Annotated in this window: 21 protein-coding genes; 8 read left to right on the top strand and 13 right to left on the bottom strand. The window is 51.3% G+C overall.

Annotation, left to right across the window (positions count from 1 at the left end; translation table 11 throughout):
- Positions 1-16 precede the first annotated feature (16 nt).
- The 4 genes from IPQ00_09900 (at position 17) to IPQ00_09885 (ending at position 4,981) form a co-directional block, all read left to right on the top strand.
- Entirely contained in the window at positions 17-838 is an 822-nt protein-coding gene (locus IPQ00_09900) for a glycosyltransferase family 2 protein (GenBank protein MBL0240871.1), read from the top strand.
- On the top strand, positions 835-1,278 hold the full coding sequence (locus IPQ00_09895) for a hypothetical protein (GenBank protein MBL0240870.1): 444 nt from the start codon (positions 835-837) through the stop codon (positions 1,276-1,278). Before IPQ00_09900 ends, IPQ00_09895 begins: the two co-directional genes overlap by 4 nt.
- A gap of 112 nt (positions 1,279-1,390) precedes the next feature.
- Positions 1,391-3,379 (top strand): tetratricopeptide repeat protein, encoded by a 1,989-nt coding sequence (locus IPQ00_09890; protein MBL0240869.1) that lies wholly within the window; start codon positions 1,391-1,393, stop codon positions 3,377-3,379.
- 21 nt (positions 3,380-3,400) lie between these two features.
- A complete protein-coding gene (locus IPQ00_09885; protein MBL0240868.1) occupies positions 3,401-4,981 on the top strand; it encodes an amidase in 1,581 nt (526 codons plus the stop codon).
- A gap of 61 nt (positions 4,982-5,042) precedes the next feature.
- Here IPQ00_09885 and IPQ00_09880 read toward each other — a convergent pair whose 3' ends face one another.
- From IPQ00_09880 to IPQ00_09845, 8 genes are all read right to left on the bottom strand, one after another.
- The gene (locus IPQ00_09880; GenBank protein MBL0240867.1) at positions 5,043-5,798 is read right to left on the bottom strand and encodes a type III pantothenate kinase; all 756 of its coding nucleotides are present in this window, start codon (positions 5,796-5,798) and stop codon (positions 5,043-5,045) included.
- Between the two features lie 103 nt (positions 5,799-5,901).
- Complete coding sequence (locus tag IPQ00_09875; GenBank protein MBL0240866.1) at positions 5,902-6,231, bottom strand: hypothetical protein; 330 nt, start codon at positions 6,229-6,231, stop codon at positions 5,902-5,904.
- A gap of 10 nt (positions 6,232-6,241) precedes the next feature.
- Positions 6,242-7,060, bottom strand: a complete 819-nt coding sequence (locus IPQ00_09870; protein ID MBL0240865.1) for a VanW family protein — start codon at positions 7,058-7,060, stop codon at positions 6,242-6,244.
- 20 nt (positions 7,061-7,080) lie between these two features.
- A complete protein-coding gene (locus IPQ00_09865) occupies positions 7,081-7,833 on the bottom strand; it encodes a biotin--[acetyl-CoA-carboxylase] ligase (protein ID MBL0240864.1) in 753 nt (250 codons plus the stop codon).
- Positions 7,830-8,798: an L-histidine N(alpha)-methyltransferase gene (gene egtD / locus IPQ00_09860; GenBank protein MBL0240863.1), complete on the bottom strand. Its 969-nt coding sequence runs from the start codon at positions 8,796-8,798 to the stop codon at positions 7,830-7,832. The genes IPQ00_09865 and egtD overlap by 4 nt, the downstream gene beginning before the upstream one ends.
- A gap of 101 nt (positions 8,799-8,899) precedes the next feature.
- Positions 8,900-10,084, bottom strand: a complete 1,185-nt coding sequence (locus IPQ00_09855) for an ergothioneine biosynthesis protein EgtB (protein MBL0240862.1) — start codon at positions 10,082-10,084, stop codon at positions 8,900-8,902.
- A 40-nt stretch (positions 10,085-10,124) separates the two neighbouring features.
- Entirely contained in the window at positions 10,125-11,072 is a 948-nt protein-coding gene (locus IPQ00_09850; protein MBL0240861.1) for a HEAT repeat domain-containing protein, read from the bottom strand.
- Complete coding sequence (locus IPQ00_09845; GenBank protein MBL0240860.1) at positions 11,030-11,251, bottom strand: hypothetical protein; 222 nt, start codon at positions 11,249-11,251, stop codon at positions 11,030-11,032. Before IPQ00_09845 ends, IPQ00_09850 begins: the two co-directional genes overlap by 43 nt.
- A 402-nt stretch (positions 11,252-11,653) precedes the next feature.
- Between IPQ00_09845 and IPQ00_09840 the strand changes: the two genes are divergently transcribed.
- The 4 genes from IPQ00_09840 to IPQ00_09825 all read left to right on the top strand — a co-directional run bounded on the left by IPQ00_09840 (position 11,654) and on the right by IPQ00_09825 (position 20,503).
- The gene (locus IPQ00_09840) at positions 11,654-14,317 is read left to right on the top strand and encodes a leucine--tRNA ligase (GenBank protein MBL0240859.1); all 2,664 of its coding nucleotides are present in this window, start codon (positions 11,654-11,656) and stop codon (positions 14,315-14,317) included.
- Positions 14,318-14,459: 142 nt separating this feature from the next.
- Positions 14,460-16,721 carry an SUMF1/EgtB/PvdO family nonheme iron enzyme gene (locus tag IPQ00_09835; protein MBL0240858.1) on the top strand — a complete coding sequence of 754 codons (2,262 nt, stop codon included), beginning with the start codon at positions 14,460-14,462 and terminating at the stop codon, positions 16,719-16,721.
- 23 nt (positions 16,722-16,744) lie between these two features.
- On the top strand, positions 16,745-18,061 hold the full coding sequence (locus tag IPQ00_09830) for a tetratricopeptide repeat protein (GenBank protein ID MBL0240857.1): 1,317 nt from the start codon (positions 16,745-16,747) through the stop codon (positions 18,059-18,061).
- A gap of 156 nt (positions 18,062-18,217) precedes the next feature.
- Positions 18,218-20,503, top strand: a complete 2,286-nt coding sequence (locus tag IPQ00_09825) for a protein kinase (GenBank protein MBL0240856.1) — start codon at positions 18,218-18,220, stop codon at positions 20,501-20,503.
- 171 nt (positions 20,504-20,674) lie between these two features.
- Here the strand turns inward: IPQ00_09825 and IPQ00_09820 are convergent, their stop codons facing one another.
- The 5 genes from IPQ00_09820 to IPQ00_09800 form a co-directional block, all read right to left on the bottom strand.
- Positions 20,675-22,822, bottom strand: a complete 2,148-nt coding sequence (locus IPQ00_09820) for a S46 family peptidase (protein MBL0240855.1) — start codon at positions 22,820-22,822, stop codon at positions 20,675-20,677.
- 152 nt (positions 22,823-22,974) lie between these two features.
- Complete coding sequence (locus IPQ00_09815; protein MBL0240854.1) at positions 22,975-23,781, bottom strand: M23 family metallopeptidase; 807 nt, start codon at positions 23,779-23,781, stop codon at positions 22,975-22,977.
- A 283-nt stretch (positions 23,782-24,064) separates the two neighbouring features.
- Complete coding sequence (locus tag IPQ00_09810) at positions 24,065-24,268, bottom strand: hypothetical protein (protein MBL0240853.1); 204 nt, start codon at positions 24,266-24,268, stop codon at positions 24,065-24,067.
- Between the two features lie 36 nt (positions 24,269-24,304).
- Positions 24,305-25,066, bottom strand: a complete 762-nt coding sequence (locus IPQ00_09805; protein ID MBL0240852.1) for a B-box zinc finger protein — start codon at positions 25,064-25,066, stop codon at positions 24,305-24,307.
- Entirely contained in the window at positions 25,066-25,854 is a 789-nt protein-coding gene (locus IPQ00_09800; protein MBL0240851.1) for a zf-HC2 domain-containing protein, read from the bottom strand. The genes IPQ00_09805 and IPQ00_09800 overlap by 1 nt, the downstream gene beginning before the upstream one ends.
- Between the last annotated feature and the right edge of the window lie 12 nt (positions 25,855-25,866).

Here is a 25,866-nt window from a genome sequence, read left to right as displayed (position 1 = left end):
TCTATTCAGATAATCAATGCTAAACGGTAGGAAGATCATCGTCGTGATGCCCGCGTACAACGCCGCGAAAACGCTGGCGAAGACCGTGTCCGAAATACCTCGCGGCGTCGTCGACGAGATCTTGCTCGTAGATGACGCCAGTTCGGATGACACCGTAAAGATCGCCAGCAAACTAGGGCTTACGGTTTTTCAGCATGACGCCAATTTCGGTTATGGCCGCAATCAGAAGACCTGCTACGCCGAAGCGTTAATGCATAACGCGGACATTGTTGTGATGCTGCACCCGGATTATCAATATTCGCCCCAACTGATAGTGCCAATGGCATCGATGATCGCATACGGCGAATACGATGTAGTAATAGGCTCCAGAATTCTCGGAAAGGGGGCCCTCGAGGGCGGGATGCCGCTTTATAAGTTCATAGCCAATCGTCTCCTGACCTCCGTGCAGAATATTCTGATGAGCTACAAGCTTTCGGAATACCACACCGGTTTTCGCGCGTTTCGCCGCGAGGTGATCGAATCTCTGCCAATAGAGACTAATTCAGATGATTTTGTGTTTGATAATCAAATGCTCGCACAGGTTATCTATTGCGGCTTTAGAGTTGGCGAGATGTCGTGCCCGACCCGATATTTTTCTGAGGCTTCTTCGATTAATTTTTCACGAAGCGTGAGGTATGGGCTTGGCGTCTTGGCAACCTCGTTCAAGTTTCGTTTTCATAAAATGGGCTTGACGAAGTCGCGGATGTTTGCCGAAATGCAGTGTTTTGGTCGCTCCGAGTATTACTCCGAAGTGGAGCCAGAGCAAATCTCTAATGGTAAGGAACGCCTATCAAAATGAACAACGCAATGCGTAATTTTGTTTCCAAAAATAAGGAACTTTTCGTTCTGACCTTTGCCGGTTACGCTCTCGTCTACGCGAATTTGGGACAATCACAGATCCTGCAGGGCCTGCCGGAAGAGGGCGAATCTAATCTGGAAAAGGCGGTATTGATGAGCGGCGGAAACACTGACCCAGCGTTGTTTAGTTCTGTGTTGAGCAGTCTGGTCGATGCTTACCTGAAGGCGGGAAATCAATTGAAAGCGATTGAAAACATGAAGCGTCTAATTTATCTGCAGCCCGGTAATATAAAACTGCGTTTGAAATTTGCGGAGGAATTGATTACGTCCGCGCAGTTTCAGAATGCTGTAATCGAATTACAGAAAATACTTCAGCAAAATCAAAGTAATGCGGCCGCATGGAGTATGCTCGGGACAAGCTATCGCGGATCCGGGAAGTAGGATGAAGAGCTTGTCGCTTTTCAAACAGCTTTGAATCTACGCCCGGACTTTGTGGACGCTCAAGAAAATCTTATAAAAGTCGGTAACAAAAAGTAATATTTGAACGAGTCGGATGGCAAAGAAAAACTCGAAAATCAGTCGTCAGAACATCGATACTATTACGGAAACTAAGGTCGATTCAGCTGTGACGGGGATGACATCGAACAAGCGGTTCCTCTTTGTCGCGGGCGTTATCGCATTAGCCTGCCTCGTTATCTACTTTCGAACGATCTTTGCGGATTTCATCAATCTTGACGATGACGCGTATGTTTACGAAAACCCGTTTGTGCTGAACGGAATCGGCCTGAAGGGTCTGGGTTGGGCTCTCACCGCATTCCATTCGTCGAACTGGCATCCACTGACATGGATCTCACATCAGCTTGACGCGACGATATTCGGCTCGAATGCGGGCGGTCACCACATCGCGAACGTCCTGCTTCACACTGCTAACAGCCTGCTCATATTTGCACTTCTGAAGCGATTGACAGGGGCCTTTTGGCGAAGTGCTTTGGTTGCCGCGATATTTGCGGTTCATCCGGTTCACGTTGAGTCGGTTGCCTGGATTTCCGAAAGAAAGGATGTTCTCTCAACACTTTTCTGGCTGCTTTCAACTTTCTTTTACATTCGTTGGGTCAGCAACACCAAAGACCGTCGAACGTATATGGTCTCGCTCGCTCTATTCGTTGCGGGACTTGCAGCCAAGCCGATGGTCGTGACGCTTCCGTTTGTCTTTATGTTGCTCGATCTTTGGCCGTTGGGCCGGCTTAAGAGAATCGCACCCGCGACCCTTTGGCCGTTGGTCCGAGAGAAATTGCCGTTCTTTGCATTATCAAGTGCTTCGGCAATTATTACGATAATTGCCCAGAGAAGTTCAGGCGCAATCCAGTCGACTACTATCATTCCGATGTCGGATCGATTCGAAAATGCGATCGTGTCATACGTTCGGTATATAGGAATGATGTTCAATCCGACCGGACTTGCGGTGTGGTATCCGTTTGAAAGTAATTTGGGTGTATTAACTGTCGTGAGTTGTGCGATCCTGTTAATTGCGATCACAGCAGTTACTATTCATCAGTTTCGATCCCGAACATACTTATTTGTCGGTTGGTTCTGGTTTATCGGCACACTCGTTCCGGTAATTGGTATTTTACAGGTCGGCCGCCAAGCATTTGCCGATAGGTACACTTACATTCCTCACATTGGACTCTTGATCATTTTGGTTTGGCTTGGAAACGAGCTTTTTGAAAAGGTTCGGATCGATAGACGAGTCGCGGCGTTTGTTGTCGGCATTATCTTAACCGTACTTTCGGTCATGGCATTCATTCAGGTCTCATATTGGCGTAATAGCGAGACGATCTACTTGCGAACTTTGTCCGTGACACCAAAGAATTACCTGATCAAGAACAATTACTGCAATTATCTTGAAAAGAAGAATCGACTTGATGAAGCAGTGATCCAATGTCAGGCGGCGATTGCCGATGACAACTCGATACCGGACGCGTATAACAATCTTGGGACTGTGCGGATGAAGCAGAACAAACTGGATGAAGCTCGGACTGCGTTTCAACAGGCGGTTGAGATCAAGCCCGATTATGTATTCGCATTGACCAATCTAGCTTCCGTCTCGGCCAGTCTTGGCGACCTAGACGCTGCAGCTGTAGCGTTAAAAAAAGCTGTCGAGGCAGACAGCGGTGGATTCTTTGACAATGCCCGGCTTCAAGAAGCGTATTTTAGTCTTGGTGCGGCCGCGATGAAACAAAAACGCTATGATCGTTCCGCGGAATTCTTTCGGAAAGTGATCGATGCGGTTCCGGACAACGTTGATGCTCACCGAAATCTCGGACTTTCAATGCACATGCAAGGGCGGACGGCCGAGGGTGTACGCGAACTTGAGGACACAATTCGCAAGTACCCAAATTCCGCTGAGTCTTACAACACACTTGGACTAATTTTGGCCGATCGAGGGCAGAAACAGGAAGCTGCGGCCCTTTTTCAAAAAGCACTATCAATAAATCCCAATTTTGCACAGGCGCAGGCAAATCTAAGGAAAGTGTCTGAATAATGAACAATGGAGAAGGTGAAAATGAAACGACGTGAATTCTTAGGTATTTCCGCAATTGGCGGCATCAGCATATTTGCGGCTAACGTTAATAATCTGAACGCTGAAGCCTTGCCGGTCGAGATTCCGATCGAAGAAGCAACGGTCGCTGAACTGCAATCGGCGATGCAAAGCGGCAAGATTACGTCTGAATCGATAACGAAATGGTACTTGGCCAGGATCAAGGCGATCGACTCTAAGATCAATTCGATCATCGAACTGGACCCCGATGCGATCGCCAATGCCAGAAAGAGCGATAGGGCAAGACTGAAAAAGAGCGTTCTAGGTCCGCTTCACGGCATCCCGGTATTACTCAAGGATAATATTGACACTGCCGACAAGATGAAAACCACGGCCGGAAGCCTCGCGCTAACGGATGCTCCAACACCTGTCAAAGATGCGTCGATCGTGGCCCAACTTCGTGCCGCCGGAGCGATCATCCTAGGCAAGACAAACCTCAGCGAATGGGCAAACTTTCGCTCCAATCCGTCGATCAGCGGTTGGTCAGGACGTGGCGGACAGACTCGCAACCCGTATGTTCTGGATCGCAATCCGTGCGGATCATCGTCCGGTTCGGCGGCGGCGGTCGCGGGTAATTTGGCGGCCGTCGCGATCGGCACTGAGACGGACGGTTCGATAGTTTGTCCGTCGGCGATCTGCGGGATCGTCGGCCTCAAGCCAACGATCGGCCTGGTTTCTCGCAGCGGGATCATTCCCATCGCCATTTCGCAAGATACCGCCGGACCGATGACAAGAAGCGTCGCCGACGCGGCGGCGGTGCTGACGGTGATCAGTGCGATCGACCCGTCCGACCCGGCGATGCAGGGAAAGCGTGAAATGGTCGACTATACGGTGTTTCTGAAAGCCGACGGACTACGCGGTGCCCGTATCGGGGTCGTTCGCGATCTATGGGGCAAACGGTCAGATGTCGACGCGATCGCCGACGCCGCACTCGAAACTATAAAAAAGGCGGGGGCGACGCTCATCGACGTTAAATTTTCGGACGCGGGGAAGATCGGTGAGGCTGAGTTTACAGTCCTGCTGTATGAGTTTAAGGACGGCCTTCAAAAGTACCTTCGCGAACGGGGTTCCCGGCACAAAACGATGGAAGATCTGATCCGATTTAACAACGAGAATCGAGCGCGGGAAATGCCCTATTTTGATCAAAATATAATGGAAAAGGCGGCGAAAGTAGGTGCACTTACAGACAAAGCTTATCTGGACGCTCTTGAGACCTGCCGCAAATATGCTCGCATTGAGGGCATTGATAAGGTAATGGATGCGAACCGATTGGACGCGATATTTGCACCGGCAAACTCACCGTCCTGGATGATCGATACAGTAAACGGAGATTGTTTTGGCGAGGACGTAAGTAGTTCGACTCTGCCTGCTGTGGCGGGATACCCAAATATAACTGTGCCCGCGGGATTTGTGAAGGAATTACCGGTCGGAATTTCGTTATTCGGCCGTCCATTCTCCGAGGGGACGTTGATCAAATTAGCATATGCCTTTGAGCAAGCGACTAAGGCTCGCAGAAAGCCAAAATTCCTGGTTACCTATAAATAACCTCGGAAAGTAATGTGAAGTAACTCGAAAGTGTTCCGGTTCGACGAGGTGATCGGCGGTTTTACGCGGTCTTGACCCATCGGGTGTAGAGCAACTGCAAGCCATCGAGCAACAAGTCGCCATCGACGACATCGATCACGTCGAGTTGTGACGCAATGATATCTGCATTTCCGCCGGTGGCGATGACCTTTGCGTTGTCGCCGACCTCTGTCTTTATTCGACCGATCAAGCCTTCCGCGAGAGCGAGGTAGCCGTAAAAAATCCCCGAGCTGATAGCTCCTTCCGTTGTGGTTTGGATCACGCGTTCCGTTTGTTTGACGTCGATCTCGGGCAAACGAGCGGTCCCCAAGTGTAGGGCGTTTGCCATAGTTTTCATCCCGGGTGCGATGATCCCGCCAAGCAAATTACGATTGCCGTCAACAGCGTCAATGGTCAGAGCAGTGCCGAAACTACAGATGATGCAAGGCTCTGTGTAGTTTTCAACCGCTGAAAACGCATTCACCAAGCGGTCGGAGCCTGCCGCCTCCAGAGGGGTGTAGTTTATCGTCAAACCAAAGTCCAGATCGTTTTTGACCGAGATCGGGGTTACGGAATATTCACTACCCAAAAAACCGATCATCGCAGCGTCGGCATCCGGCACGACCGAACATATGATCGCCGCACTGATATTTCGGGGTAATCGCGGGCTTAAGACTGTAAATAGAGCTTCGGAGGTGGCGGTACGAATGGTCGGGATAGACAATTTGGACGTTAGTCGACCATCGTCGAAAATGCCAAATTTTGTGAAAGTATTACCGATGTCGACCGCGAGCAGCATATGGAAATTCAGAGAGTTGAATTGCCCTTGACGGAAATTGCCGTGTGAGCTTTACGGGCCGAACCCAGAGGAGCGACGAGCACGGCATCAACGGTTAAACGACCTAACCTTGTAGCGGCAGGCCGTCATAAATGACGTTCCAGCCATTTTTTCGGCTCGTGCGGAGGCTACGTGTAAACCACTCGACGGCCGCACTTGCATCGTCGTAGATCTGAACCGCCGGACGGTCTTCGCGAGGGTCGACCCGACAGATCGCGGCACCGGCTTGAGCCGTTTTGATGCAAAGCAGGGCGATCATATCGTTCTTTTGCATTACCGCGGTGCGGACCGACACTTCTTCGAAATCGTCTTCGAAATCGTCAAACTCTGCGAGTTCTTCGTCGAAGTCGTCATCAAAATCAAAATCGCCTTGTAGTTCAAATTCGTCGCTCATAAGACTGTTACTACAAACTACACTCTCCGGCATCAAAGTTCAATTCGTATTTAACTTCGGCGTGGTTTTTGACGATCATCTCCTCGGCCACTCGGTTTCCGGTACGGCGATCGATCAGCTCGCGCCATATCTCATTCTCACGATAGTTTTTTCCATCTTCTTTGGAAAAACGGTGACTCTTTTCAAAAACGTGATATGAGTATTGTGGCTCGCGGTCGGCAAATATCGCACCTTTCAAATGGTCGTCGGTGAGCCAAACGCGGATCTGAAAAGTAAGATCGGTCGGATTGAAAAAACGCAGGTCGATGTAGTTAAAAAAAACGCCAGCACCACTTCCGAAAGGTAGCACCCGATTTTCATCCGGAAATGGGTCAAAGCTGTGGTGGTGCCGCTCGACTACCTCAAGCGGTGTATGCAGAGCCATCCAATACAGCAGATTTGCCAACTGGCAAAGGCCACCGCCGACACCTCGTATCACTTCGCCGCGGGAAAGTTGCATTCCCTCGTGATAGCCTTTTTCGGCCGTGGCCTCGCCTAATCGCCGCCAAAACGAAAATGTTTGCCCCGGTTTGATCAAGATGCCGTCGATCGTCGGACACGCGATCTTCAGATTTTCAACCTTATTCTCTTGTAATTCCGGGTCGGAGTTGCCCAAACGGCGTCGTAGAAGCGACTGATGCTTTTTACAGCTAAACTTTAACTCCTCCGTAATGATCTCCGATGCAAATCGCCCGGATAACGGCAGGTCGGCCAAACGCCGGAAAAGACGCTTTTGCCTTATACGAGTCTTGTAAACGATCGGATGTATCTCTGCTAGTCTGCGTTTCATCTGGTACTCTGCCGGAAAAGTCAGGGCCGTTGATCAGCGGCCCGAAGCCGCGTCACGTCACCGCTCTGAATGATTCTAACCGAGCCGTCAGATGTTTTCACACGGAGTGCTCCGTTTTCTTCGAGTCCCGCAGTCTCGCCCTCAACAGTTTCGTTTGAGCAAATAACGCGAACGGGTTTTCCGGAGTAATATGTCGAGCGCCGCCGCCACTGAGAGATGATCTCGCCGGGACCACTTTGTGAGGCTAAAATGTCATAAAAATATCGTAAATATCGGGTTAGGGCCTCCGCCATCTCATCGGGCAGGATGCGCTTGCCGGCGATCTCCTCGACTGAAGTTGCTGATCCGGCGATCTCATCGGGGAAATTTCGTGAAGTGAGGTTTATGCCGATCCCGACCACGACCGCAAGGCCTATGGCCGTTTCAACGGTTTCCGCTAAGATCCCGCTGATCTTTAAGTCATTAACGAGTAGGTCGTTAACCCATTTGATGTCGGGCTTAATGCCGAATTCGAGCAATGTGTCGAACACCGCAACGCCGGTCATTAGTGTAATGAGCGGGATCGATGCGGGCGGTAATTTCGGCCTCAGGACGACGCTGAAGTATAGCCCGGAACCGGCCTCGGAGACCCACGTTCGGCCGTGACGCCCGCGGCCCGCCGTCTGGCGTTCGGCGATGATGCACAAGCCCTCGTCTGCCCCGCGATGGGCTTGCTCGGCGGCTTCGGAATTGGTCGACCCGATCGATTCATATCGGAGGATGGTGAAGTTCATCGCATTTGCCAAAGCGAGTCGCAATAGTAATTGCGGCTGTCAAAGAAATTACGTTTGACCGCAAACCCGCTCTCGGTTGCGAGATCGTCTATCATTCGGAGATTGTATTTCTGAGAGATCTCCATAAAGACCGCTTCCCACTGTTCAAACTCGAAAGCTCGGCCGAGTGCTGCGATCTCGACCGTTTGTTTTTCAAGGCTGATCAGGTACGAACGAGCAGAACCCTCTATCGGGTGATAATTGGCGTAGTGAGCAAATTTATCAGTATCAAATTTGCCGCCCAACTCACGATTGATGCGGTCAAGCAGATTTAAGTTGAACTCCGCTGTAATGCCCGCGGAGTCATCGTAGGCACTCACGATAACATTCGGATCTTTCTGAAGGTCAAATCCGATGAATAAAAGGTCGTTGCGATTCAATACACGATTAAGATCGCGGAAAAATCTGATCGACTCGTCACGGCTGAAGTTGCCGATGTTAGATCCCAGAAAAAGCACGACTTTTCGCCGCCCGCCACTGTCGCGAAGTGACTCAAGGATCGAAAAGTAATCACCGACGCGGGGATGCATTGCCAGTTGCGGGAACCGCGAACGGAACCTAGTCGTTATCGCCCCGATCGCTTCTCGCGAAATGTCGATCGGTGAGTATGTGATATCTTGCTTTTTTTGAAGGAAGCTCTCGATCAATATCTCGGTTTTTGTTCCATCACCGGCACCAAGCTCGATCAGATCAATCGGGTAGCCGCCATCCACAAACTCATCGTAAATGCCGTTCGACTGGTCGGTAAAGATCTCGATCTCACAATTTGTCAGATAATACTCAGGCAGCTTCATTATCTCCTGAAAAAGCAATGAGCCCCGGTCGTCGTAAAAGTATTTTGACGTAAGCGATTTTGGTGACGAAGAAAGGCCGGCGAGCACGTCGGCGGCGAAGTTCGATAATTCAGGTGTTGGTGAGGATCGCATCAATGTTGGACGTTGAAATAAAACCTAAGCAAAAATAGCGTTGTCTGTAATACTTTGAGTGAACTGTTTAATAAATTAGGTCCCTGCTGCCGGCCAAAATATTATTTTGCCAGACGAATACCGCTAAACTGCCATCGCAGATGCGGATGGAAAAAGTTGCGGTAGCTATTTCGGCTATGACCTTCGGGGGTGACGATCGACGCACCACGCAAAACCATTTGGTTGATCATAAATTTACCATTGTACTCACCCACTGCTCCCGTTGCTTTCGAATAACCGGGATAGGGCAAGTAGGCGGAGTTTGTCCATTCCCAACGCTTTCCCCACACGAATCTGTCGCTTGCGGCCTCCCACTCAAACTCGGTCGGCAAACGGCAGCCCTTCCATTCGGCAAATGCCGATGCTTCGTAGAACGAAATGTGGCAAACGGGAGCGTCAAGTGCTATTGGCCTTGAGCCTCCCAAGGTGAAATGATGCCAACCGTCCGCCCGCTGATACCAATATAGCGGAGCTGTGATGGAGTTCTTGACGACCCAATCCCAACCCTCCGCGTGCCATAATCGATGGTCACCGTACGCACCGGCTTCTATAAACTCAACAAACTCCGCATTTGTTACAAGCCGATCGGATATCGAGTAATCATTTAGAAACACCTTGTGCCGCGATAATTCGTTGTCAAAAGCGAATCCGTCTCCGGCGTAGCCGATCTCGTAGATACCACTATTAAGTTCGATGAAAGTATCTGAACCGGATTCAATTTCGTCCTCAATAGCCATTCCGTCGCGGTAGGCCGGCATAATTGGATTGACGCTGAAGGTGTATTTCAGATCAGTCAGGAGCAGTTCTTGATGCTGCTGCTCGTGATTCAGGCCGAGTGTGACCAGTTGTTGCAGTTCGTTGCTAACATCACCCGATAGCAACTTTGCCATTGCCTCGTCTACATCGCGACGATATGCGAATACTCGAGCAACAGTCGGACGGCTAAGTGCTCCGCGATGGTCGCGAGCGGTGCGTTCGCCGACCGTGTTGTAATAACTGTTAAACAGAAATCCGAAGTGATTATCAAAAGGCCGATAATTATCAACAAATTTCCGGAGGATCATTTCCTCAAAAAACCAAGTAGTATGGGCAATATTCCACTTGGCCGGTGACACGTCGACGATCGGTTGCGGAATGTAATCTTCGGTCTCGAGCGGCTCACATAGTTCTTCGGTTCGGGTTCGAACCTCGATGTACCTAGCCCGTAGATCGCTGTTAACAACCCTGTTACTGACGCTCGCTTGCATATATATAATTAGAGCAAAAATTACTGTATGTGAAAAGAAGCTACTTTTGCGGAGCGATCTTGAGCAAGGCTTCGCGGCATATCTCGCCTAGGTAGATGTCAGTGCTGCCTATATTTGACCTAAGAAACGGGATCGCTGCCGCATCTCCGATCGAGCCCAACGCAAATGCAATTTCACGTCGCGTGTCGTCTGTTTCCTTACCGTTCGCCGAAGCTTTCAGCAGAATATCAAGAACTCCGCGGTATATAGGAGACGCTTTGGGCGTGTCCGGCGTTGCCACAATTTGCTTGTATTTCTCCGGAAGAAAGTCGGCGGGGGTATTTGTCGTAAGATTGTCCAAAACAATTCCGAAGCGCGATCTTTCTGCAATTTGCCCGAGCGAGCGAGCGGCGGCGCGTCGAAGAAATGCGTCCTTTGGGCTAGGCCGGCGTTGCATTACCGCCATCAATGTTTCTAAACCTGATTCGCTGCCGATCCTGCCCAGTGCCGCGGCCGCAGCGGCGCGGACGATCGGTGCTCTATCTTTTCGGACAAGCAAACTCAGCGGATCGACGGCATCAACTGAGCTTAACTCGCCCAGAGCATAGGCGGCCTCGCGGCGTACAAACTCCGCTTTGTCCGATAAAAGCGGGACGATCATCGTGGTCGCTTCTGAGATCGGAAGATAAATAACCGCACCGATCGCGGTTGATCTAACTAATTCGTCGGGATCCTTCAATGCCTGAGCAGCGACCCGCGATGCCGGTGCCGACTGTATATTCCGCAACTGAGCCAAGCCGTTCCGTTTCTGCTCGGAACTGCCTGTAGCGATCTGGTCCGACAGTTGTTCAATGCTCTGGGAGTATATCGGGTAAGGAATTATTATGAATAAAAAGATGATAAACAGGCGAAAGCGAACGGCGCAGGACGCCGGTCTGATCGACTTTGTTGATCGGCTTATGGTGATCACACTACTTGCCGCATTGATCGTTGCCCGATCAATTCCCATTCGGTCACCTGCCGAGCACGTTTGTTCTCGTAGGCATTCGTAAGCGAAACCAGGATATCTTCGTGCACACCGGCAACCAGATCAGTGGAACGCGTTGACCTAGCGGCCTCCTTAGGTGAGTTATCCGACCTTACTGTCAATTTGCGGCGTGGAGTGCTCGTATTGCTTCGGCTAGCCATCTTTCTGTCTCCCAACTTTTGGAGCAGACGGTCCAGCCGAGCACAAAGTGTGTCAAATCCTGACTGTCTGCGGAACGGTTTTATATATCATCAAATCTTTCGTCGATCAGAGCTCCGAGAGTCTCAATGCAGTAACGAGAATATCACGCCTTTTGGCCTATTCCAAGAAAAAAAGTCGACATCGAAACGCGGTCTGGACTACAATTGAGCGTATGTCGTTTTTCGCTTTCCGTCTCGCCATTGGATAGCCGCTCGTCAGATCTGTTTATGACGCAACGGTTTAACATTTCACAGCAGAGAGCTCAGATTGCAGTCCCGATTGGTGGATAGACCTTGATTTATTCGCTAAAATAGTGGATTCATCGTCGGGGCGGCGACGACACCATCGAACAAATCACTTTTATGGACGAAAAATATTTCGCGAAAAAGATCGAGCAAAAATGGCAGCGTAAATGGGCCGGCGACCATACGTTTCGAGCCGAACTTAACAGCGATCGACCCAAATTCTACGCTCTCGAAATGCTTCCTTATCCGTCAGGAAACCTGCATATGGGCCACGTCCGCAATTACTCGGCGGGCGATGCACTTGCGTGGTACAAGCGACTTCGCGGGTTTAACGTGATGCACCCGATCGGATGGGATTCATTTGGCCAACCGGCGGAGGATGCAGCAGTTAAGCGTGGTGTTAACCCGAGGGACTGGACCGAAGACAACATTGAAGTAATGCGGGGCCAACTTGAGCGCCTTGGCCTTAGTTACGATTGGGAACGGCAGATGTACGCCCACCGGCCTGAATACTACAAGTTTGACCAGTGGTTCTTTCTCAAAATGTACGAAAAAGGCCTGGCTTACAAACGTCTTACGCAGGTGAATTGGTGCGAGACCGATCAGGCGACACTCTCTAATGAGCAGGCGAGCGGCGGATTGTGTTGGCGATGCGGCAACCAGGTCACCAAAAAGGATCTCGAACAGTGGTTCCTTAAGACCACGGCATATACTGACCAACTTCTGGATGATATGGCTGAGATCGAAGCGGGATGGCCCCAGCACGTTCTCAAGCGTCAGCGGGACTGGATCGGTCGATCAGAGGGAGCGTTTGTCGAGTTTAAGGTGCGGGTCGCGACGGGAGCCTTAAATCGTGTTCCAATTGGTGCGCCGGGATCGATCCGCGTGTTTACTACGCGTATCGACACGATCTACGGAGTAAATGCCGTGGTGGTGGCCGCCGAGCATCCGATAATCGAGGCTCACCGGGCCACATTTGTGACAAGCGTGCGCACCGAGATCGATCGGATCGTCGCCGCAAATCTCAAACCAAAAGATCGCGAGGTCGAGATTGAAAAAGATGGAATCGATACGGGCCTAAAGGTTCTCAATCCTTTCAGCGGCGAGGCCTTGCCGGTCTGGGTAGGGAATTACGTGATGATGGAGTACGGCACGGGTGCTGTGATGAGCGTGCCGGCCCACGATGAGCGCGATTTTGATTTTGCCAAAAAATTCGGGCTACCGATACGCCAGGTGATCTCCGAGCCAAATATGGCTCACGAGCACCATACAATGCAGGCTCTGGCACTCGAGCGTCCGCTCACGGAATACGGCGTATTGGTTCATTCCGATTATTGGAACGGCAAATCAAGCGAGGAGGCGATGAAGGGTATGACTGCGTGGGCTGTCAAACAGGGGTTTGGTGAGCCGGCGACGACATATCGTTTGCGTGATTGGGGAATCTCACGGCAACGCTTCTGGGGCTCGCCGATCCCGATAATATACTGCGATGCTTGCGGCGTGGTGGCTGAAAAATATGAAAATCTGCCGGTTCGATTGCCGGAGAGTGCGCCGATCACCGGTACGGGTGAATCGCCGTTGGCAAAGGTGCCGGAGTTTTATGAAACGAATTGTCCAAAGTGCAATGGTCCGGCAGTACGCGAAACGGACACGATGGATACGTTTGTAGATTCGTCCTGGTATTTTTTCAGATACACGGACCCGACGAACGACTCAATGCCATTTGACCCTGGGGCGGCGGCGTATTGGACACCGGTCGATCAATATATCGGCGGAGATGACCACGCAGTTATGCATTTGATCTATGCAAGATTTTGGTCAAAAGTGATGCGTGATCTGGGCCTCGTGAAGTTCAACGAACCCTTCAAGCGGCTTTTGACGCAAGGGATGGTCGTAGGCGAAACATTCTTTGACGACCAAACAGGTAAACGGATATATCATCCGCCGACGAAAGTAGCCGTCAGTCGCGATGTGAAAGGGAAAATTACCGGAGCAGTATCGGCAGATGGCGAGCCGCTGAAATACGCTATCGAGCGGATGTCCAAATCGAAGGGCAACGGTGTCGATCCCGACGAAATGGTCGAAATATACGGTGCGGACGCCTCGAGGCTGTTTGTAATGTTTGCCGCTCCGATCGACAATGAACTCGTCTGGAATGAATCGGGCATCGAAGGTGCCGTCAGGTTTATACAACGAGTATGGCGCTCGGTTTACAGGTGGCGAGACGCGATCGGCGAAACGGCCGATCCGAACGGATCATCCACTGCCGCCAAAAAACTACGGCAGAAGACTCATCAGACGGTAAAACGAGTTTCTGATAGTTTTGAGAGTCTTCAATTCAATACGCCTGTCGCTGCGTTAATGGAACTCTCGAACGCGATCGGAGATATCGGTGTTGAACCGGCGGCCGCATCCAAAGATGAACGGTTTGCGGTACGCGAGGCTCTATCGGCACTGGTGCTGATGCTGACGCCATTTGCTCCGCACACATCAGAAGAGCTTTATTCAGTAATTGTCGGCAATGAAGACGGAATTTTGAACAACGGGGCTCGTTTTCCTGATTATCAGCCCGAATTGGCAAAGGCGGATGAGATCGAAATACCCGTTCAGGTCAATGGTAAATTACGTTCACGAGTGATGGCTTCGCCGGCGACGGCGAACGAAGAACTCGAGCGGATGGCGTTAGCTGATGAGAAAGTTCGCGAGTTTACGGACGGCAAGGACGTCGTAAAAGTGATCGTTGTCCCTAACCGTCTGGTAAATATTGTCGTAAAAGGATAGGCCGTAATCACCATTTTTCCTTGCTTGCGGTGGGTAAAGTATCTAGAATCTTTCCATACCGAACGAAAATGTCACTTTTCGCGTATTTCCTATGTAGAAACGACGAAAACCGCCAGACCGGTTTTCGCATCTAAATTTAACGATGAAAGAGTGTCAACTCTGTAAACATTGCTTTTCCGACGAAGTGGTCACCTGTCCTAAGGACGGTATGCCGACTGTGCATACGATCGCGGGCGAACCTGTGCTCGAGGGCAAGTATCACCTTGAACTCCGGCTAGGCCAGGGAGGAATGGGCGTTGTTTATAAGGCCCGGCACGCATACCTGAAGACGCTTCTCGCGATCAAGATCATTTTGCCGGACCTCGTCGGTAACGACCCGGAACTCGTCACACGCTTTCGACAAGAGGCGCTTGCGGCAGCGGCGATCCGACACACAAACGTCGTGGCGGTTACCGATTACGGCGTGGTCAATGGATCGTTGCCGTTTCTGGTAATGGAGTACGTCGAGGGTGAATCGCTGCACGACCTCCTCGCCCGAGAAAAGATACTGGAACCGGAACGAGCTCTCGATCTGATGATGCCGATCTGTGCGGGCGTCGGTGCGGCCCATCATCAGGGAATCGTCCATCGTGATCTCAAGCCTCTCAACGTGATGATCTGCAGCGACAAGCCGAGTCTCTCGCAGGCGGTCAAGATACTTGATTTTGGCTTGGCAAAAATAAAATCAGGCGAATTGTTAGGTTCATTTATCCAAGCGCAGACGACAGGTCTGATGGGTTCGCCATATTATATGGCCCCGGAACAATGGGCAGATGAAGACCCGGACTCACGGGCCGATATTTACAGCCTCGGAGTAATGCTCTATCAGATGCTCGCAGGTGATGTGCCGTTTAAGGGCTCGTCGATCCCTGCGATAATGAAAAAGCACATAAGTGACCCACCACCTCATTTTGCCGATCTTGGAATTTCCGTTTCGCCCGAGCTCGAGCGAGTCGTTTTTCATACTCTTGAAAAAGATCCGGCGAAACGAACGGAGTCAGTCGAAGCTCTGGTCGAGGAGTTGCGTGGTGCCGTGTATCCCGACCAGGCGTCGATCCATTCCACCGCCTCGCAGACTCTGCCGGTTTCCTCATTGCGGATCCGAACAAAACCGGCGATCTCAAAAGTTTTTGTCGACAACATTTCCGTTGGTCAGACCACTGATAGCGGATTGCTGCTGCTTGATGGCATCCAGAGCGGTAATCACCTACTCCGAGTCAGCAAGGACGGTTTTCAGGATTGGGTGGGCGATGTCGTGTGCGACGGTAAGCCGGTGGAGATCGTTGCGGAACTGCGAGGCAATATGCCCGACCCGTTTGCGATACCTCGACCGACGGATACGGTGCTGCCTGTGTCAACGGCCAACACTGAGGCAGATACGATCCATTACCGGCCCTCGACTCCAGCCGTTTCGGTGATGCAATCGACGATGGTGCAAGAACATCACAACACAGCGCCGATCATCGAGGGATCTAAAGCTATTGCCCCCAAAAAATCACTCTTCTCGCCGATTATTTTGGGAATTGCGGGAATATTAAGTCTGATTGTAATCGGACTTGCAGGATTGGGCGTTGCATATTATCTAGGCGTTTTCAGCGGCTCGGGTAGGGTTGTTTCCAATACGAAGACCAATACTCCGTCTCCGGTTCCGGGAAACTCGCCGGTCGCGGTGCCAAAAGTTGAGATGGCGCTGATTCCGGGCGGAACCTTTAAGATGGGCCGAAACGATGGCCGTAACGAGGAAAGGCCTGAGCATCCGGTGACGGTGAAAGACTTCTGGATGGATAAGACGGAAGTCAGCAATAATGAGTATTTTGCGTTTGTTTCGACAACCGGTTATCGGCCGACACCGGCAGATTGGGTCAATGACAAACCGATCGCGGGTCAAGAGACGTGGCCGGTGCGGTTTGTAAATATCGCTGATGTTAAGGCATTTGCCGCTTGGCGATCAAAGAACGACGGGAATACCTACAGATTGCCGACTGAGGCTGAGTGGGAATTTGCGGCACGAAATGGTCCGAAGGACGATATCTATCCGTGGGGAGAGGTTTTCAAGCCGGAATGTGCCGTTCTCGATCAGCCCAATACCGAACCAAAACCGGTGGGCTCACGATCCTGCCCAAACGATTGGGGCGTGGTGGATCTGATCGGAAACGTATTTGAATGGACCGGGACGCCGGTCAGTTTGTATCCCGGCAGCAAGGGCGAGATAAAGGAAACGGCAGAACCGCGAAATATGATTCGCGGCGGAGCGGGACTTAATAAATCGTCCGGTGAATTTGGCATCACGTCGACATTCCGTGCAGACGTTGATGTGAGCAAACGCGATAAGGAACTTGGATTTCGCCTCGTACGAGTTGAGTGAAATGCCGCGTTCCTGAGGTTTTTATGGGAAAGGTATTTCAGCTAACAATTTTAATCGTCACGATCTCCGCTTACGGATATAATTCCACGGCTCAGGACTTGGGCAGCAGTAACAAACTCTTTGGCGGCAAGGCTTCAGAAAAGCCTGTAACTACTAAGAAATCATCGGTCAAACCAAAAGTTAGTTCAAAGAAAGCTTCCAAGAAAGCCTCTAAGTCAGCCAACGCCGTGAATCGAACGGCAGTTCCCGCAGTTCGTACGGGAAAGGACGTGCCTCAGACCAAGTCTTCGACGGTCGGGGTATCGCCGAAAACCACGATCGACCCATCTAACGAAAATGTTTTTACCGCTCTGATCGCGGATGGCGATCGGGCACACAATGATCGGGACTATGCCCGGGCGGAGGCGGCCTTTCGGCGAGCTATAGCGACACGACCGGGCGACTATCGCGGCCATTACGGGCTAGGCACTATTTACGCAGATCAATTGAGATGGGGTGCAGCCGAAACGGCATTTCGAACGGCTCTCCAGATCGACCCTAAAATCGCGATCACCAACATTGCTCTAAGCTATGTGCTGACCCAACCCGTGTCTGCTCCGGATATTTTGAGTCGTTACGAAGAAGCTGAGAAATTTGCACGAGCGGCTTTGGTGATCCAACCGCGTAATGCGGTCGCCCTCAATATGTTGGGGGTCGCTCGTGAACTTCGCGGATTGGTGGATTTGGAGACTGAACGATCTTTCCGTCAAGCGATCGAGACATCCCCCGAATTCGCACCGGCCTATGCAGATCTTGGCCGTCTGCTCCGCCGTCAGGGTAGGGTAAATGATTCAGCGTCTGCTTTTGATACGGCTGTGAGGAAGGCCGGTGATCCGGCGTCGATGGTGTCAGTTGCACAGACGCTGCAGTCCGTCCAGCGTTTTTCGGATTCGATCGCTTTGCTGAAGAAGGCTCTGGCTCTAGAGCCAAAGAATCCTGCGGCATTGCTTTTTCTCGGGCGGGCTCTAATGACCACAGGAGCATTTGCCGATGCGGAGGTCATTTTGAAAAAGGCCACTGAAGTAACTGTTGGCGGCGTAAGCGGACTGAGCGAGCTTAGCGAACTTTATATTCGAGTCCACAAGTTGGAAAAGGCCGAAGCGTCTTTGTTGAATGCGGGCCGATATGCCGAAGGTTTCGATAGATTCGGCCTCGCAAGGCTTTTTGAGGCACTCGGCGACGAGTATCTGAAGAACGGCAGTCGCGTGCCGGCAGTGCGGGTATATCAAAAAGCAAAGGAGCTCAATCCGGACCTGACCACTATTTCAGCCAAGATCGAGCGAGCCAAGAGTAAGAACTAATTAATTGATCAAACGGCCGTGAAGATCGCGGTTGCTCGATTCGGCTTTTATTGAAAACTGTCGCCGATTGACTGTATTTGGAAGTTAGCCAAATATCCGAGTGTCATTTGCGAAGTAAATATCGCGGTATGCGGCTGAGCTGAACTGAAATTATAAATGCACTGTCCAAAATGTGGAATTAAATACCCTGACGGTTCGCAGCGATTTTGCGACATCGACGGTGAGCGCTTGAGTGCCGCCGGTAGTGAGGTTGCAAGGGGCGCTCGAAAGATGGTTTTTTCAGGAGTTTTGTCCAATTCTGAAAGCGGGACGGCGGCGCCGTTGCCGATCGAGATCGCCATCAGCGAAGAGGATGAAAAGATCAATGACGAATTGATGTCCGAACTGTTTTTTGAAACAGAAGAGGAGGACGTTTTGCTGTGGAATACAGACGAATCGGCGAGTGACCCGCAGGTCGAAGTTGAGGTTATTCCACAATTTACCGCGGCCGCCGATGACGAACCCGCACCGATCCCATCACCTCTGCCACGCAAGGTCGATCCGGCAGACATTCCGGCAGGCCATATCGAGGTAGATGATGACGGCGACCGCGAGCATCCCTCGATCAAGTCTTCTGACTTTGATCCGGACGAGCCTATCGATTTTGTCGGTCGGATAGTAAAGGGCAGATATCGAGTGACGGAATTGTTGCGCGAGGACGATACCGGCTTTGCCTATTTGGCTGACGATGGTCTCGTCAACGGCCGACAAGTGGTCGTACGGATACTTGCGGACGAAGAGATCGATGAGATGACGGAGAGCATCTTTGCCGAGGAACGCGTTTCGCTATCACATATCAACCATCCGAATGTATTGCGGCTGATCGACTCGGGCCAGTTCTCAAACGGCACGAACTTTCTGATCAGCGAGCATAGTGATGCATTGACCGCACTCGATATTTTGGAAATTCACGGACCGCTTTCGGCAGTTCGCGTTGCTAAGATCATTCGGCAGGCCGGCGAAGCCCTGGGTGAGGTTCATCGTGAAGGCATCTTGCATCGTGACATACGGCCCGACAACATTTTAGTAACGCTGGCAGAAAACGAAACCGAATTGGTTAAGATCGCTGATTTTGGCGTGTCTTCAGGTGACTGTAATTCCGATAATATCTATTACAAATCACCGGAAACGCTCGACGGGCGAATTCCAACCGTCGCCAGTGATATCTACGCGCTCGGAGTAGTCGCATATCAACTTTTAACCGGCAAATTGCCGTTTAACGGAAATACGGAACGCGAGTTCTTACGTTCACTGAAAGCCGATCTCGAGATCCTTCCCACAGATATCAGATACGATATCTCGACAGATGTTGACGATGTGATCGAGAAAGCTCTCTCGAAAGATCCGCTTGGACGATACTCGACTGCTCGTGATTTCGGCGATGCCCTTTCTGCGGCTTTGGCGGCGACTCCACCAACGCTGATAGCCGACGAGCATATTACCGTCTTGGACGAGCAACCGGATAGAACAAAAGAAGGTGCGATCGTTCCCGGTTCGAACCGGATATCAATACCGGCAACCGCTTCAACGGAAAAAGTTCAAGATGTGGATAGTCTGGCGTGGACCCGAAGGTCGCCTGAGCCTCCGGCTCGTCCCGACCCGAACTGGACTTGGGTCGCGGTCGCAGGGGCGTTAACTATATTACTTATCGCCGCCGGCATCTGGTATTACGTACTTGTTCGCCAAGTCGAACCCGAATATCGGGTCCCCACCGATCAAGAAGCGGCAAATCCGGCGAACGCGCCTGTGATAACGCCGCAGACTCCGGAACAGCAAGCTGAGGATATCGAAGTGCCGCCACCTGTTCGCTCAGTCGCACAACCGCCGAATACCGAATTTTTCCAAAATTCTAAACAGAGCCTCAAGGGGGATCTCGCACGTAATTTTGTCGGATTTTCGCTGTTTTATCCAAAGAGTTGGAAGGCTGCAGGACCGCAGGCAAGTATCGACGGCAAGACGCGAGGCAAGTTTTTGGACATCTCGAATAATACTCCTGATGGGAAGCTCAAGGAGCAGATGCTGATCAGTTATTATGCGAGTAATGGGACGATCAAGGAAGATGCGGACAAATTCCCAAGACTAGTTAAAGAGACCAACGAGACTCTCACGAAATTGATCCCAAATTACCAGATGGTGTCGGAAGGCAACACGCTGGTGAATGGTGGATGGAACGCATATGAAGTGCGATTTCAAGGCAGTGGAACCGGCGAAAAGGGCGAGAGACTGCTGGTTTGGGGTCGTCGGATCTTTGTCCCTGCCGCGCGTCCGGGTGTGAGGTCGGGCTTTGAGATCACGATGTTGGCGACGTCATATGCCGACGACGTGCGAAGCGTGGACGACGTAGGCGTCCGTGACGAACTCGGAACGATCCTTTACACTTTCGAACCCGGTCGAAACTTCTAATTCACGAAATATCACAAAACGTCGGTGAAGGCTAACAAGTGCTGTCTAACTTCACATACGGATAATGACTTACCAACCTAGATTTATCGTCAAGCACAAAAAATCGGTGCAATTCTCATTTGTTGAGAATTACACCGATGTAGAGTAAGCAGGGTCTGAACTAAGACTTGCTTATTTCTTGCCTCCGACGATGTTCATTTCATCCAGCATCCATCCGGCTCCGCCAAATTTTTCGACAACGAACAGGACGTAGCGGATGTCCACCGAGATCGTGCGGTTGACCGCCGGATCGTAGTAGAAATCATTGCCAAGGCCTTCGAAGTTTCCGTCGAAGCAAATGCCGACTTGTTCGCCGTTACCATTGAGGATCGGGCTGCCGCTGTTTCCGCCGATGATATCAGTGGTCGAAATGAAATTCACGGCAACCGTATCGCCGCTGCCCCAACGGCCGAAATCCTTGGCTGCGTTGAGGTCCTTCAGTTTCTGCGGAACGTCGAACGGGTTTTCGCCGGTCTCCTTCTCAAACATTCCCTTCATCGTAGTAAACGGCGAACGATATTCTGCCTCGCGTGAGGCATAACCCTTGACGTTGCCATACGAGAAGCGAAGCGTCGAATTAGCATCCGGATAGGCCGTCATTCCTTTCATCTCGATCATCGCTTGCATATATTCCAAGCGAAGCGGATCAATACTAGCGGCGAATTTGGCAGAACGGGCGGCAAGTGCCGTTCGCTCGTCCACAACTCCAGTAGCGAAAGGATGCTGAGCCTGCAACTCGCTCCACGTCAATGAGTAAAGGCCGAGGATCATATTGGCATCATAACTGCTGTCGGCGATTTCGGCGGCAAATGCAGCTTCGGCCTCGCGTCGGGCTTTTCCGGTCTTATTGCCAAACTGCGTATCTGCGGCGGCAAATCTCTGACCGGTTGGCAGTCCGTCGAACGACTTGAAAAAGAACTTGAGCATCTCGCGTTCGTGTGCCGGTTCGCGATCCTTCAGTGCTTCATTGATCTCAGCCAATTTTACGGTCTTCTGCTCGGCGGTGAGCTTGCGGCCCGCCTTTACGGTCGCGGCAGCCGACACGATCTGAACGAAGACGTTCATTGAATTTGGATCGGGGAAGCGCCTCATAATTGCATCACGCATCATCGCGGCATTTGAGTCGGCTGAAAGGGCCTTGATGTCAGCTAAGACCGAGCCGTATTTTTTCTGCCGATCCGGATTTGCCGCGATCCAAGTCGCGAGCCGAGCCTCTTCTGCCTGACGTGCCTGAACGACACCAGATTTACGCAATCGCAAGTAGCCGCCACCGAAAGCCTTTCGCGAGTTATCAAAGCTAGCGATGTCGGATTGAAAAGCGATCCGCTTCTCTTCGTCAGTGGCTCCGATCTGGCGTAGCGATGTGCTAAGTGCGTTGAGCCATTTTTCGAGAAAAGGGAAGTTAGCATCACGAGCATACTCGATCGACTGGCTCTCGCGGTAACGTGTAGTTGATCCCGGGTAGCCGAGCACGAAAACAAAGTCGTTGTCCTTTAGTCCGCCAATGCTCAGTGCAAGAAACTTCTTCGTTTTCATCGGCACGTTGTTAGCCGAATATTCGGCCGACGAACCGTCCGGTGCCGTATAGGCTCGAAGAAATGTGAAGTCACCGGTATGTCGGGTCCATTCAAAGTTGTCCGGATCGCCGCCAAAAATACCGATATTGCGGGGCGGAGCGTATACGACACGAACATCCTTGACCTGCTGGGTCTGGATCAGATAGTAAAAATAGCCGCTGTTCAACATCTGGATGCGAACGATCGAGCCGGCCGGTGCCTTAGCCTGTTCAGCCACTTGAAGAGCATCGAGGTTCTTCTTGGTGGCTGTGGCGAGTGCATCGCCGCTAAGTCCGTCGGTACCTGCCTTTACCTTTGCGGTCACATCCTCGCTGCGCTGCGTGACGAATATCGAATAGCCCTTGGCCGGGATCTCACCGGACCGTCCATCGGTCCTAAATCCCGTCTCAACGAGATCTTTTTCCGGTGTCGAAGCCGATACTAAGGCATCAAATCCGCAATGATGATTAGTGAGAATAAGGCCTTGAGGGGAAACGAACTCAGCACTACAGCCGATGCTCAGTCGGATCACCGCGTCTGTAAGCCCGCCGCCGGCAGGATTGTAAATATCCGTCGGCTTGATCTTAAGACCAAGCTTTTTGAGCGGCAGTGTTGCGATCTGATCCGGCATAAACATACCCTCATCAAATGCAAATGCCGTCGACATCGTCGAAAACACGATCGCTATTGCTAGTAACGATGTAATCAATCTGTTTCTTTTCATTTTGTTAAATACCGATCCTTGAGATTTGTGATAAATATGAACTGATCGAACGATTATATCGGCTTTTGAAATCGAACGCCAACCAATAAAAAAGCGGAACGCTTCAAACGATCCGCTTCAATAATACAAAAATGCTCTGACTATGCACCGAGCTATTTTATCTCGGTCGGTTCCTGAGGCAAAAAGTGCCTCGGGTTGATCGGTTTGTCGTTAAGCCGCAGTTCGTAGTGCAGATGCGGACCGGTCGAGCGACCGGTCGACCCGACTAGAGCAATAAGTTGGCCGCGTGTGACCGTGTCACCCTCATTGACCTCAAGCTTTGACAAATGGCCGTAGCGGGTCGAAAGACCGGGAGCGTGTTCGATCTCGATCATATTGCCATAACCGCCGGACCAGGACGCCTTGATCACCGTGCCGTTTGCCGGTGCTACGACTAGATCGCCGCGTTCGCCATCGATATCCATTCCGGCGTGAAACTCATATGAGCGTCCACCGAAGGGATTCCGCCTAAACCCGAACTCATTGTTGATCTTGCCCAGATGTGCCCACATTGTCGGCAAATAAGCGGCATTGATCTTTGATGTGATGTCGCGGAGTTGGGTTTCGATCGCGGCATCTTCGGGATCACCGTTTTCAGCCTGCTCGGGGCCGCCACTGTTCAAAGCTAAATTGTCGTATTGTGAAGGGCGGGAATAGTCGATGTTTTTGTCGTCGGGGGTGGTCTGTTTGATGTCCGTCATTTGTGCTGCGACGGGCACCTTGTCAAGTGACTTTGCCAACACCGAGTTGCGAACAATGCCTGTGACGCCTAATCCGAGAACCGATAGTCCGATAAAAAGAAATATTCCAACTGATCCAAAATGTAATAACTGCTTTGAAATCTCAACTTTACGAATATAAATGCGGTCTTTCTTATTTTGTGATAAAAGAAAAGTATAGTACTTGTCGTTTTTCTGCATCGTGCCTTAAAGCTCCTTATGATGATCTCGCACCGAAAACCTAGTATTTCGATACGCGGAATCACGCAGGTTCAGCCGCGAGCGACTAACGCGAAACCTAAAAACAAGAGTTAAAAAATCAGGGAAGTAAACTCTCGCTATTGTGGGAATGAGAACAATAACGTTTCCAACAATTATAATTGGAATTGCTATGAGAACATAAAACGCCGCCAATAGCAAGCTTGGCGGCGTGCTCCGGACGGAGCCAAATGTCGTGAAAGGATTATAATCTCGCGACTTACGGCTACTGCCGCTTGTCGCTCCAGGCCTTGAACGCCAGGAATCCGACGCCGCCGATGACGGCAATAAAGACGAGAACGATCACGATCTTGATCGCCAAAGAGATAAATCCGACGAATCCGATCAGTGCCTTGAGCAAGGCGATCACAAGGGCGATCACGACCAATATACTCCCACCGACCGAAGCTGCTTTCATCCAAACCGGCATATTATTTACTACTCCTTACGACCGAAAATTAAAGTACTAGCGATCCTGCCAGCTGCCAAAACGCGAACGTGTGCCAAAGTCGGAATCACGGTCATACTCTGCCTGAGGGCTGAAATCCGGCGGACTCAGGGCAAAGCTCGTTGTCCCTCCTGACGTCTGCGGGCCCGTGAACCTGATGTCATCCGCCTTAGGCTTAAATATAACATCCCGTAGGATATAAAACCCGAGGCCTATCAAGAGCAGAGGCAAGATGCCGCGCATCAAAAAGCCTAGGTTAAAAAATCGCTGAAATACGAATGCCACACCCAAGATGGTCAGGACGATGCCCCAGAGCTTTGGATTGCCGGAAAATCGACGCACCAAAATATCTTCGGCATTATCGGGCGTCACACCCGATCTGATCATTTGCGCCGTCCGCCACGAGTCTAGTGCGGCAAACAGCCACATTCCCATAAAGCCGAAAACGAAGAGCGGGGCACTGGTCAGAATAGCCATCTGGAATAATCCGACAAATACCGCAAAATAAACCAAAGCCTTGGTCGATTGGCCATTGTACGCCGCCCCAAGGCCCGGGCAAATAGCTGACAAAAGCGTTGCCGCGACCGGCGAAGTCCGCTTTTTGACAAATGGAGCGTGGTTTGACTGATTGTGCTGCCTGAGCAGGTCGACACCCATTACGATGCAGTCCTGGCAAAAGGGAAACCCCTTTATGCGATGATCACACGCGGAGCAAAGCGGTTTGCCGCACCCGTTGCAATTAACGACCGCTCCGTTTTGTGTGTGATAGGCACAATTCATTATTTCTTTTCCTCATTGTCGACATACGTTGTGCCGGTCACCGGTTCCGGTTTTGTCATAATGCCCGCGTCTTTGCCGCCTTTCCAGGCGTCGGAGCTTTGCTTGTACGTTTCCTCGGCGAGTTCGACGCTCTTCTGGTAGACGCTCGTGAACGTACCGTCGGCCGACACGGACTGGCTAAAGAACACAAATGCAAAAAGCAGGATCATCGCGACCGATGCAAATTGCGGGATCGGGAGCGGAAAGCTAAAGCCGCGTACCCACTCGACCAGTTGTGATCCCCAAGCCGCTTTGACCTCTGCCGCTTGTGCCGTACCGATAGTCGATCGCAAAATGCGTGCGTGGAGGCCCGCCGGAACTGCTAATTCGTCTGATTTGTATGTATAGAGTGCGGCAATAGATCGCACCACCATTCCGGGCAGATCCTCACACGAATTACAGAGGGTCGCGTGCCTTTCCCATCGGTGGAAAACGGCCGCAGGTAAAAATCCGTCGAGATAGTCGGTTAGATATCCTTCAAAGTCGTCGCACGCCATAGCCGTTTCCGGCATCGTCATCGAAAGTACGCGAGCCTCAAGCCGGGTCATAGACATTTTGGGGGCAGTGATGGCGTGACACACGTCGAGCGATTCGCGGACGTCATTGAGTAGCGAATGGCAAAGCGGGCACGCGAGAGCGTGTTCGGCGACCGATCGCTGGAGCGTAGCGTCAAGCGCCTTGTCCAGGTAATCTGTCAAAAACTCCTCAAACTGCGAGCAATTGACCGTATTTTGCTTCTCGATATTCATAAACTAAAACCC

The organism is Chloracidobacterium sp. (assembly GCA_016720705.1).
Classification (GTDB): Bacteria; Acidobacteriota; Blastocatellia; order Pyrinomonadales; family Pyrinomonadaceae; genus OLB17.
This window is presented reverse-complemented; position numbering and strand designations above follow the sequence as displayed.